Origin of the sequence: Faecalicatena faecalis (assembly GCF_012524165.2) — a bacterium.
GTDB classification, from domain to species: domain Bacteria; phylum Bacillota; class Clostridia; order Lachnospirales; family Lachnospiraceae; genus Faecalicatena_A; species Faecalicatena_A faecalis.
On sequence record NZ_JABACJ020000002.1, the window covers coordinates 39,400 to 52,416 of the forward strand.

A 13,017-nucleotide genomic window follows, 5' to 3' on the forward strand; every position below is an offset into this window, starting at 1 on the left:
GGTCTAAAATTCCTGAATACGCTCTGCTAAGCTTGTGTAACGGTTTTGTTCGTTTTTGTTTTGTATCATTTCCTGAAATGTCGTATCACTCCCCACAATTGTTAAACATTTTTTTGCTCGAGTCACGGCCGTATACAGCAGATTCCTGTTGTATAAAAGCCTGGGGCCCGGAAGAAGCGGGATAATCACCGCCGGATACTCGCTGCCCTGGGACTTATGTACTGTAATGGCATAGGCAAGCTCCAACTCATCCAGCAGATCGTAGGGATACTTTACCTTCCTGCCTTCATCGTATTCAACTTCCAGTGTCTCGTCATAGGTGTTGATATCTGTGACGATTCCCATATCTCCGTTAAAAATCCCCGTACCTTTATCCACAGTCAGCCCAAATTTCGTGCAAATTTCCCACTCTAATTGATAGTTATTCTTAATCTGCATCACTTTATCCCCAATTCGGAAGATTTTATCCCCAAATTCCTTCTCCGCCTTACCAGGAGCAGGTGGATTCAGATATCGCTGCAAGATCGAATTCAGGCGTTCCACTCCCAACAGCCCTTTCCGCGTAGGTGTCATCACCTGGATGTCCGTGGGTGCTGCATTTACATATTTGGGAAGCTTCTTCTGAATCAGAGTAATGACAACACTGATAATCACATCTGCCTCCTGACGTTTCAGGAAGAAGAAATCCCGGCTCTTATTATTCAGAACGACCGGCTCCCCGGCATTGATCTTATGTGCATTCACAACGATATCGCTCTCTCCCGCCTGACGGAATATCTTCGTCAATGTAACGACCGGAAAACTACCGGATGCGATGATATCCTTCAATACGCTTCCCGGTCCCACAGAAGGAAGCTGATTGACATCTCCCACAAGAATCAGCCTGGTCCCCTCTACCACCGCAGACAAAAGAGCATGCATCAGTGGCAGGTCTACCATAGACATCTCATCAATAATCAGCACATCTGTCTCCAGGGGATTCTGACGGTTCCTCATGAATCCGCCTACATTTCCCTCCTCCTCGGGATTGCCGTTGACCTCAAGCAGACGGTGGATGGTCTGTGCCTGATATCCGGTCGCCTCTGTCATCCGTTTGGCCGCACGACCTGTAGGAGCAGCTAACAGAATGCTCATCCCTTCACTTTCAAAAAACTGAATCATCGTATTGATCGTAGTCGTCTTTCCAGTACCAGGCCCTCCCGTCAAGACCAAAAGGCCATGCTTGATAGATTCTATGACCGCCTTATGCTGCATCACATCCAATGAAATGGCTTCCTGCTCTTCCACCCTTCGAAGTCGTTTTTCCATCATATCTTCTGGCATATTACAGTCGATATTCAGGTCATGGAGCATTCGGGCCGTATTCAATTCCAGATAATAATAATGTGCCGGATAAATACGGATTTCGTCCCTCTCCTCTTTCCTTACTACCTTTCGTTCAATGCACAGATCCATGATATACTTTTCCACATCCTGAATTTGAACTCCAAGGAGCTGGCCGGCACGTGCCGCCAAAAGCTGCTGCGGAAGGTAGATATGCCCCTCTCCCACAGACTGCTGAAGAGTATAGAATATTCCACTTCGGATACGGAAATCCGAATCCGTATGGATACCGATCCTGGATGCGATCTCATCCGCCGTCTTAAATCCCACTCCTTCTATATTATCCGCAAGCTGATATGGATTTTCTTCCAATACCTGATATAGCTTAGAACCATAATATTTATATATTTTGACCGCAAGTGTGGTGGAAATCCCATAATTCTGCAAATAGATCATGGCCTTTCGCATGTCCTTTTTATCTTCCACCTGCTCCGCGATCTCTCTGGCCTTCCGTTCACTGATTCCTTTGACTTCTGCGAGTCTCTCCGGCTCTTCCTCGATGATACGGAAGGTATCCTCCTTAAAACGCCTTACGATCCTTGCCGCCAGTGCTGCTCCGACCCCTTTGACAGCGCCGGAGCCCAGATACCTCTCTATAGAGACCAGGTCCTCTGGTTCCTTGACTTTGTGGGAGCTCACCTTGAGCTGGCTGCCATAAACACTGTGATTCACATAATCCCCTTGGATTTCCAGCATCTCACCTTCGTTTATGTAATGAAAGTTCCCCACACATGTCACTTCCCCATCCTCACTGTCCAGATTAAATACAGTATACCCATTCTCCTCATTTCTAAATACGATGTGCTCCACATATCCGGTAACTACTTCCACAATTTCCTCCTAACCAGAGCAAGTACACAAAATAAGTTAAGACAGACTCCTCCCTTTCTTCTCGAAGTAGTCTGTCCCATTCCTTTTATCTGACACTTGAAATCTGTTCTGCCTCTCGAAATCTATCTGAAAACACCTGCTGCTTTTCCACATGCACAGGCCTGTCAAGAAATACGTATCCTTTTCATCGTTCAGGCTTAGACTGCTGTTAAAAATCTGTCCTGCCGCTCATAAATTCTACGAACTGACCGGTACCGATTGCTACGACCTTCATAGGGTCTTCTGCTGTCATTGTATGGATACCTGTCTTCTCCTCGATCAGTTCCTCTAAGCCGCGGAGCATTGCTCCTCCTCCTGTAAGGACAATCCCGCGGTCCAGAATATCCGCCGACAGCTCTGGCGGAGTCTGTTCCAACACGGCAATGACAGCCTCCACAATCTGGCCGGTCGCTTCATGCAGCGCTTCCTCCGTCTCTGAAGACGTCACCGTGACCGTCTTTGGAAGTCCTGTCACAAGATTGCGCCCTCTGACTTCCATCGTCTCCTCCTCTACAAGAGGATAGGTGGTTCCTATCTTTATCTTAATATCTTCTGCGGTACGTTCCCCAATCAGAAGATTATGTTTCTTACGCATATAACGTACAATCGCTTCATCAAAATCGTCTCCGGCAATCTTAATCGAAGTATTCACGACAGTACCTCCCAGTGAAATCACAGCGATATCTGCTGTTCCTCCGCCGATATCCACGATCATGTTCCCGCATGGTTTAGAGATATCGATTCCTGCGCCAATGGCTGCTGCTACCGGCTCTTCAATCAAATGCACTTCCCTTGCGCCTGCCGCAAATGTAGCTTCCTCGACTGCCTTTTTCTCAACTTCTGTCACCCCACTTGGCACACAGATACTGATACGAGGTTTCTTAAATGTTCTCTTTCCCAATGACTTCTGGACAAAATACTTAATCATCTTTTCCGTCACCGTATAATCTGAAATGACGCCCTGACGGAGCGGCCGTACTGCTATAATATTGCCCGGTGTTCTCCCCAGCATCAGGCGTGCCTCTTCTCCAATCGCTTTGATCACATTGGTATCTCTGTCAAATGCAACAACGGATGGTTCCTTAAGCACCACTCCTTTGCCTTTCACATACACAAGTACACTGGCTGTACCTAAATCTATCCCGATATCTACAGACATATTGATTCTCCCTTCTAAAACCCTTATTAATCCTTCTCATCATCTTTCGTTCCTTCTTATCCCTCTGCACAAGGGCCGGTATTTTTCCCGGACTCTATCTGTTCTTTTTATCAGCTTTTTTGTTCTTCTCATCCTTCGTTCTTAGACAGCCTTTTTATGCCTGTCTTCCTGAAGTTGCACAAATAGTATAATAAACTTTTCCAAAAATGGAAACCCTTTTTTTATATTTTTAGTTTTTCTTAAGGAATGTAAAATACTCCCGCAACATCCGACTTTTTTCGCAGGCACAGAGTTTACATGTAATTCAAGCCCGGTCTCCCACGGGATTCCGGGCTGTCATATTCAGAATCAGCGTCTGCTCTTTTTCAAAGCTTCAGCAACATACTTTCCTGTATAAGAATTTGGATTCTCTGCGATCTCCTCCGGCGTACCCGTGGCTACGATCGTACCACCCTTGTCACCGCCCTCGGGACCAATATCGATGATATAATCCGCCGTCTTGATGACATCCAGATTATGTTCGATAACGACCACTGTATTTCCATCTCCTGAAAGTCTTCTCAGAATCTCAGTCAGCTTATGGACATCCGCAAAGTGAAGTCCTGTGGTCGGTTCATCCAGAATATAGACGGTCTTCCCTGTGCTTCTGCGGCTTAGTTCTGCAGCAAGCTTGATTCTTTGTGCCTCTCCTCCTGACAGTTCCGTGGACGGTTGCCCCAGCCTGATATAGGACAATCCAACATCATACAGGGTCTCCATTTTCCTTCGGATACTCGGAACATGTTCAAAAAATTCCAGAGCCTCCTCTACTGTCATATTCAGCACATCATAAATGGTCTTCCCCTTATACTTCACTTCCAGCGTCTCTCTATTGTAACGTTTACCGCCGCATACCTCACAGGGCACATACACATCTGGAAGGAAGTGCATCTCGATCTTTAAAATACCATCTCCACTGCAGGCTTCACATCTTCCGCCCTTCACATTAAAACTGAATCTGCCCTTCTTATATCCTCTTGCCTTAGCATCCGGGGTAGCCGCGAACAGATCCCTGATCAAATCAAATACCCCCGTATACGTCGCCGGATTGGAACGCGGGGTACGTCCGATCGGAGACTGATCGATATCAATGACTTTATCCACCTGATCGAGTCCTTCGATCCGCTTATGCTTGCCAGGGATGGTCCTTGCCCGGTTCAACTCCTTTGCCAGTTTCTTATATAAAATCTCATTGACCAGGGAACTCTTTCCTGATCCAGACACACCAGTCACACAGGTCATGACTCCCAGAGGAATCTTGACATCGATATTCTTCAGGTTATTTTCCTGTGCTCCCACAATTTTTAAATACCCCGTCGGCTTTTCCCTTTTTTCCGGTACCGGAATCTGCAGTCTGCCGCTCAAATATGCACCTGTGATAGAATTCTTGTTCTTCATGATCTCCTGCGCTGTTCCAATGGCAACGACCTCACCGCCGTGCTCTCCTGCGCCAGGTCCAATATCGACCACACAATCCGCTGCCAGCATGGTATCCTCATCATGCTCGACTACAATCAGTGTATTCCCCAGATCACGCAAATGCTTTAAGGTATCCAGAAGCTTATCATTATCCCTCTGATGAAGACCAATACTTGGTTCATCCAATATATAAGCCACTCCGACCAGCCCGGACCCTATCTGGGTCGCAAGACGGATGCGCTGTGCCTCACCGCCTGAAAGAGATGCCGTTGCTCTCGCCAATGTCAAATAATCCAGTCCCACATTCATTAAAAATTGAATTCGGGCCTTGATTTCCTTCAAAATCTGGCTTCCAATCATCTTCTGTGTTTCTGTAAGCTCCAGCTCTGCAAGGAACTGCTGCAGTTTATCTATTGAGAAGCCTGTCACCTCAGCAATATTTTTATTCCCTACAGTGACTGCAAGAGATCCTTTTTTCAGACGCTGCCCTCCACACTCGGAACAAGGAGTAATATTCATAAAGGTCTCATACTCTGCCTTCATCGTCTCGGAACCAGTCTCACGATAACGTCTTTCTACATTCTTGATCAGGCCCTCAAAGGCTACATCGTAAACACCTTCTCCGCGCTGTCCTTTATAATATACTTTTACAGATTTCCCATTTGTACCATACATGATCACATCATGTATCTTCTTTGGATACTTTTCAAACGGGGTATCCAAATCGAACTTATATTCCTTACATAAAGCATCCAGAATCGCTCTTGTGAAGCTGGATTTATCTGTACAGGACTGCCATCCCATCACCGTGATTGCTCCCTCGTTGATACTTAGAGAAGAATCCGGTATCATCAATTCTTCTGAAAACTCCATCTTGTACCCAAGGCCGAAGCATACCGGACATGCACCGAATGGATTATTAAAGGAAAAGCTTCTCGGTTCAATTTCCTCAATACTGATTCCACAATCTGGGCAAGCAAAGCTCTGACTGAAATTCATCGGCTCTCCACCGATAATGTCCACGATCAGAAGCCCCTCTGCCAAAGCAAGTACACTTTCTACAGAATCTGTCAGCCTTTTCTCGATTCCTGGTTTTACGACAAGACGATCGACAATGATTTCTATATTATGCTTAATATTCTTATCCAGGGTAATCTCCTCGGATAACTCATAAAGATTCCCATCGATCCTGACTCTTACATATCCGCTTCGCTTCGAGCGTTCCAAAAGCTTCGCATGGGTTCCCTTCCTTCCTCTGACCACGGGTGCCAATAATTGAATCTTCGTTCCCTGGGGCAGCTCCATCACTTGATCTACCATCTGGTCAACAGTCTGTTTCCTGATCTCCTTCCCACATTTCGGACAGTGTGGAATTCCAATCCTGGCATAAAGCAGACGGAAATAGTCATAGATCTCGGTCACGGTCCCAACTGTGGAACGCGGGTTATGGTTCGTGGACTTCTGGTCAATGGAAATGGCCGGGGAAAGACCTTCTATGCTCTCCACATTCGGCTTCTCCATCTGCCCAAGGAACTGTCTCGCATAAGAAGAGAGAGACTCCATATACCGTCTCTGTCCTTCCGCATAAATAGTATCAAATGCCAGTGATGACTTACCGGAACCGCTCAGTCCCGTCAGCACGACTAACTCATTCCTTGGAATATCCAGATCAATGTTCTTCAGGTTATTTTCATTTGCCCCACGTATCTTGATATACTGGCGGGCATCCATTTTTTTTGCCATGTTTTTCCCTTCCTGTACTCCTATCTTATCTTATTCTTCTGTATTTTCTGTGAAATATTCATTTAATCGTCCATTTCATTCAAGGTCCTCTTTAATTCGACCAATTTATCACGCAGCTCTGCCGCTGCCTCGAAATTCAGTTCTGCCGCTGCCTTCTTCATCTGCTTGGACAGCTCTGCAATCAATTTCTCCAGCTCCTTTCGGCTCATGGACTCCGGGTCTTTCTCCATCTGCAGCTCTTCCGCTGCCACCTTCTTGGAAATACTGATCAAATCTCTGACTGACTTCTGAATTGTCTTCGGTGTAATGCCGTGTTCTTCGTTATACTTCATCTGAATCTCACGACGACGCTGTGTCTCATCCATCGCGATCTGCATGGAATCTGTAATCTTATCCGCATACATGATGACATGACCTTCGGCATTTCTCGCTGCACGTCCGATTGTCTGAATCAGAGATGTCTCCGAACGCAGAAAGCCTTCCTTATCTGCATCCAGAATTGCTACCAGGGTAATCTCCGGTATATCCAGACCTTCTCTCAGCAAGTTGATGCCCACGAGCACGTCAAAGACATCCAGACGCATATCACGGATAATCTCTGTCCTTTCAAGTGTATCAACGTCTGAATGGAGATACTTCACTCGAATCCCCACTTCACGCATATAATCTGTCAGATCCTCTGCCATACGCTTGGTCAAGGTAGTCACAAGTACTTTATTCTTCTTGGAAACTTCCTTATTCACTTCTCCGATCAGATCGTCAATCTGTCCCTCAACCGGACGTACCTCTACTTCTGGGTCCAGAAGTCCAGTCGGACGGATTACCTGCTCTGTCCTGAGAAGCTCATGCTCCTCCTCATACACGCCTGGTGTCGCAGAAACGAACATGACCTGATTTATTTTACTTTCAAATTCTTCAAAATTCAAGGGACGGTTGTCCTTTGCCGATGGAAGTCGGAATCCATACTCCACCAGTGTCGTCTTACGTGACTGGTCCCCGGAATACATACCGCCGATCTGAGGAATCGTCTTATGTGACTCATCGATCATCATAATAAAATCATCCGGGAAATAATCGATCAATGTATATGGAGGCTGTCCCGGCGCAAGACCCGCCAGGTGCCTGGAATAATTCTCAATCCCAGAGCAAAAGCCTGTCTCCTTTAGCATCTCAATATCAAAATTAGTCCGTTCAGCAATCCGCTGTGCCTCAATCAGCTTATCCTGGCGTTTGAACTCCTTCACCCGCTCTTCCAGTTCCGCCTCGATATCCACTACTGCACGCTCAATATTCTCCTTGTCCACAACATAATGTGAGGCCGGGAATATTGCGGCATGCTTTAGCTCATCCTTAATCTCGCCGGTAAGAATATCAATCTCCGTGATCCGGTCAATCTCATCTCCGAACCACTCGATCCGAATTGCTACATCTTCTGAGTTGGCCGGGATGACCTCCAGCACATCCCCCCTTACCCGGAAGGTTCCACGGTGGAAATCCATCTCATTGCGATCATACTGAATCTCGATCAGCTTGGCCATCACCTCATCCCGGTCACGTATCATACCAGGCCGCAGAGAAATGACCATGTTCTGGTAATCCACTGGACTGCCCAAACCGTAAATACAGGACACACTGGCTACAATGATGACATCACGGCGCTCTGACAACGCCATCGTGGCGGATAAGCGGAGCTTGTCTATCTCATCATTGATGGAAGAATCCTTGGCGATATATGTGTCTGATGACGGAACATAGGCTTCTGGCTGGTAATAGTCATAGTAGGAGACAAAATACTCCACGGCATTATTCGGGAAGAACTCTTTAAATTCACCATATAACTGCGCCGCAAGTGTCTTATTGTGGGCGATGATCAGCGTCGGCTTCTGTAACTGCTGAATCACGTTCGCCATCGTAAATGTCTTACCGGAACCAGTAACACCAAGCAAGGTCTGGCATTGGTTCCCCTCTTTAAAACCTTTGACCAGTTCGGCAATGGCCTGCGGCTGGTCACCAGTTGGTTTATATTCTGATACTAATTCAAAATGATCCATGAAAGCTCCTCCTTTATGAATCGTTCTAGTATATAGTTATTATTCCTGTAACTAGGATTGATTATATCAGAATATAAAATAAAAGTACAGAGCAAGTTCGAATGTTTGTTCTGTATCTTTGTTTTATAAATTACGAAATCCCATTTTCCATATTCATATGTTTTGTCGGGTGGCTTGCATATATTCATCTGCTATGCTCTCTATCTCTTCTATAATCAGAACAATCATAATATTTACTTTCACGCTGCTTTGTCTAATGTGAGAATTTTTCAATCGCACACTTAACAACACATTATTTTTATGCTTTCAATAATACTTCTTCCTTCTTATCTGACTTGAATATATAGAATAGCAGGAAACGGATAAAAAGCCATTTTTACTGGTCTTAACCCGCTTCTTTATTTTCTCCTACTCATCAAAATACTGCTGTATAGGTTCTCTATTTCCATCTTTCAACGGATCCCTAGATCCATTTCCATAATCCTCATAACCAATCATTTCACTGCCCCGAAAAAATATATTCTCATATTCATAATAATACACCGTTTCTTGAAGAAAACTATTGACACTGGCTACCATGCGAACGCCATTATGCACTACAATGTGTTCTGGCTGATACATAAATGCGCTGACAGCAAATCCAATATATATCACTCCGCTTGCTACAATTCCTAATACGACATACCAAATCTTTTTTATCACCGGAACTCCTTTTAACCCTTTTTCGCATCCCCATTTTAAAATTTTTCGGCTTATTCCAAGAATCAGCAGCATAGATGTGATAACAGCCATCCAAAACAAAAAGATCTTAGGAATACTCCTCAATGTCAAATTCGTTAATTTTCCTACTACTACAGCCAATAATTGTAATATTAGATAAACGCCAAATGGCAGAAACAACCGATATTTTTTAATGTACTCTATTATTTTCTCTTGTTTCTCATTCAATTTGTTCACTCCCTTTTGTTTCTATTTATTGTATTATCTTCTTGATATACCTCAATATGGTAATAGACAATATCTTCCGCTTTTTTGTGAACTCTTTATTTGGACATACAGTTTCTTCATAAATAGGTTGTATGTCTTCTGTCAAACTTTTTCAGATTCTATTTAAGAACACCCTGCAATTGAAAATGCTATAACAAATATGATATAAACCAATAATCTTTTTTTCTGTTTCATTATACTGCCTCACAATCCGGTATTGATATTCAGGAATACTATCAATACCATTATTTAAAATAATACTCCTATTCTTTTACCACTCTGACCAATACCGCTCCAATTCTGCTTTATCTTTTTTAACAACATATCCACTCCCTCCTATGTTCTTTACGTTTTCTACCATACTAATAGTGAGAATCGACTTCTATGTATTTTCCTTATATAACAGGAAAGGTTTTATCATATTTTTAAAGCTGCTTTTGCAAAATATATATTATTCGAATAAATCAAGGCATTTTACATAACAACTGGCTCGTATTCATGTAAAGTTGTCATTTAATAAGAGCCCAAGAAGAATCTCTTCATCATATATTACAGATGTAAGTTTTTGATAAATCTTACATCTGTAATATATAAAAGTCAAGTATCTATTTTACTCTTATTATTTAATACGCCGGAATTCCATTTTGCATATAAAGTTTGTAATTTTTTTTACACATAGCTGTTTCTGCTAAATAAATTGTGGATGATGATCCGCATTGGCTACTATAACTACTGAATCATGTTCCCCTAGTAAATATCTTACCGGAACCAATGTCCCCAAGAAGCATCTGGCATTGATTGCCTTCCTCAAAATTTACGGGCCAACTTTTCGATTGCCTGGGAATAGTATAATGTTTACATCCTTCTCCTTCCCCGGCGGTCGTACTTATTTTAGGAAAACTGCCTTTGACTTGAAATTCGCCCTTATATATGATTCCTCATTTATTCTTCTCCCTCGACTAATTTGTTGAGTTATTTATCCCGGACATCCCGGGGAATATACTCTCATAATCGGTTTCGTAAATTGTCGACAATCGACAAAAATAAGAACCCAATTTTGTTGATTATTTTGTGCTTAAATGGACAATCACATATGCATAAATAATTGACAAACATCTATTCCCACCGCCCCCCCTGCAGCAATGCTTAGATACTAACAACAACGCAAAGGATTAACTACACGGCAGTTAGCTGAGAGTGTTGGGATTGTACCTGCTACGATATTAGTGTATGAGTGTGAACAGTTTCCGATATCATATTTTACAGCATATCTGTTTTTATTGCAGATACGCTGTATTTCAAATCGGTACATTGGTATTGTTCCCTGTTATTCTGTAAAATGAAAATACAATAAAATACAGGATGAAAGCACTATAGAAAAATCACTATTTAAACAGATGAGTGGTACATATACCCAAGTTGGGGATTATCTGTTACTAAATCTTATCTTACCCGAACAACAATCTCAACCAATCGGAGTTCGAGAAAGAGCTACTGAAATAGTTAATGCTAAAATAATCTCTGTATAAAGAATAAAGAATCAGTTACAGAACATCGCAACTGATTCTTTATTCTTATGGCAATAAGTTTAATCCTAATTCCTTCAAAAACTCATTATGTCGAGCCTTTGCATTCTTAATATCATACTCAATTTTTTCAAGCTCCTGCCGTACTTCTTCAACATCAACAATTTCTTCTTCTGGTGCAGTGCTGACATAGCGAGAAATATTTAGATTATATCCATTTTTCTCGATTTCTTCCATAGAAACTCGGCGGGAATACCGTTTGTCATCTTCTTTTCGGTATTGATACGTTTCAATTATTTTATCAATATGCTCTGTTAAAAGTGTATTTTGGCGTTTTCCTTTTTCAAAATACTCACTTGCATTGATGATCAGCACATCATCATACTTTTTACATTTTTTTAGAACTAAAACACATACCGGAATACCTGTGGAGAAAAACAGGTTCGCAGGCAAGCCAATGATGGCGTCAATATTTCCATCTTTAAGAAGTTTTGTTCTGATTTTTTCCTCAGCGCCACCACGGAAAAGCACTCCATGCGGTAAAATAATTGCCATTGTTCCATCATCACTTAAAAAGTGAAATCCATGCAACAAAAAAGCAAAATCTGCTGCCGACTTTGGAGCAAGCCCATAGTTTTTGAATCGGAAATCTTCCGCCATTTCTTCTTTTGGCTGCCATCTATAGCTAAAGGGGGGATTGGCCACAACTGCTTCAAATTGCATTTTTTTTGCCGGATTCATCTCCTTTAATATATTCCAATCATTTACTAAGGAATCTCCATGATGAATCTGAAACTCAGAATCTTTCACGCCATGAAGCAACATATTCATACGAGCAAGGTTGTAAGTAGTAATATTTCTTTCTTGTCCATATATCTGCCCAATACCATTTGCGCCAAATTGTTTTCGCACATTGATTAACAGAGAACCTGAACCGCAGGCAAAATCAAGCACATTTCTTAGTTTGCTCTTTTTTCCGGTGCTGGGATCTTGACTGTCAAGAGAAACAATTCGAGAAAGGATGGTTGAAACCTGCTGCGGTGTATAGAATTCGCCCGCTTTTTTACCAGAACCAGAAGCAAACTGACCAATCAAATATTCGTAGGCATCACCCAAAAGATCTGTTTCATTTGGAAATTTAGAAAGACCTTCTGCAATTTCGGTTATAATCGAGCACAGTAATGTATTTCGTTCATTATAATTTTTCCCAAGCTTATCGGAATCGAGGTTTACTTCTGAAAATAAACCACGAAATCTACTTTCAAATGACTCATTCTCAATGTATTTAAACCCACTCTGTAAAGTTTTTAATAATTGTTTATTTTGTGTCCTTGCCAATTCATATATATTACTCCACAAATATACCGGTTTTATCACATAGTGAATTTTACGACGCATTTGTTTTTCAAGCATATCAACTTGATCCAAATTGCGAATATACCAGACTGCAAGAGGAATTACATTGTGGCTATAGAGCATTTTATTACTATCATCCACAAACTCTTGTCTTGCTTTTTTAATTTTTTCTTGATCCTTTTCATCTTCTTGTAATCCTAATTTCTTTGGAGAAAGAGAGCTACTGTATTGAGCCATAACGGTTTTAAGCTCATCAATATAGGCGTCAAGATTGTTTTCATTTTTTTGAATTTCAAGCTCACTTTTCTGATAATCACTGCCTAATTCCTTTTTTACTGACTCTTCATAATTATCAGACAGGTAACGCAAAAAGAGAAAAGATAGCATATAATCTCTAAAATCATCGGCGTTCATTACGCCACGCAGTTTATCAGCAATCGCCCATAATATTGAGCCTAACTGTTTTTGTTGTGTATCATTCATA

6 protein-coding genes are annotated in these 13,017 nt (G+C 42.4%); all 6 read right to left on the reverse strand.

Annotation, left to right across the window (positions count from 1 at the left end; all coding sequences use genetic code 11):
* Positions 1-3 precede the first annotated feature (3 nt).
* Positions 4-2,214, reverse strand: a complete 2,211-nt coding sequence (recD2, locus tag HGO97_RS02865; protein WP_216239247.1) for an SF1B family DNA helicase RecD2 — start codon at positions 2,212-2,214, stop codon at positions 4-6.
* 208 nt (positions 2,215-2,422) lie between these two features.
* A complete protein-coding gene (gene mreB, locus HGO97_RS02870) occupies positions 2,423-3,412 on the reverse strand; it encodes a rod shape-determining protein (RefSeq protein WP_216239248.1) in 990 nt (329 codons plus the stop codon).
* A gap of 348 nt (positions 3,413-3,760) precedes the next feature.
* A complete protein-coding gene (gene uvrA / locus HGO97_RS02875) occupies positions 3,761-6,613 on the reverse strand; it encodes an excinuclease ABC subunit UvrA (RefSeq protein WP_216239257.1) in 2,853 nt (950 codons plus the stop codon).
* 62 nt (positions 6,614-6,675) lie between these two features.
* Positions 6,676-8,664 carry an excinuclease ABC subunit UvrB gene (uvrB, locus tag HGO97_RS02880; RefSeq protein WP_216239259.1) on the reverse strand — a complete coding sequence of 663 codons (1,989 nt, stop codon included), beginning with the start codon at positions 8,662-8,664 and terminating at the stop codon, positions 6,676-6,678.
* Positions 8,665-9,072: 408 nt separating this feature from the next.
* Positions 9,073-9,612 (reverse strand): hypothetical protein, encoded by a 540-nt coding sequence (locus tag HGO97_RS02885; RefSeq protein ID WP_216239262.1) that lies wholly within the window; start codon positions 9,610-9,612, stop codon positions 9,073-9,075.
* Between the two features lie 1,613 nt (positions 9,613-11,225).
* The gene (locus HGO97_RS02890) at positions 11,226-13,016 is read right to left on the reverse strand and encodes a type I restriction-modification system subunit M (protein ID WP_216239263.1); all 1,791 of its coding nucleotides are present in this window, start codon (positions 13,014-13,016) and stop codon (positions 11,226-11,228) included.
* Between the last annotated feature and the right edge of the window lies 1 nt (position 13,017).

Excerpts from the sequence above, each read along its gene's own strand:
- mreB (WP_216239248.1), bottom strand. The coding sequence starts at position 3,412 with ATGTCTGTAGATATCGGGATAGATTTAGGTACAGCCAGTGTACTTGTG.
- uvrA (WP_216239257.1), bottom strand. The coding sequence starts at position 6,613 with ATGGCAAAAAAAATGGATGCCCGCCAGTATATCAAGATACGTGGGGCA.
- uvrB (WP_216239259.1), bottom strand. The coding sequence starts at position 8,664 with ATGGATCATTTTGAATTAGTATCAGAATATAAACCAACTGGTGACCAG.
- HGO97_RS02890 (WP_216239263.1), bottom strand. The coding sequence starts at position 13,016 with ATGAATGATACACAACAAAAACAGTTAGGCTCAATATTATGGGCGATT.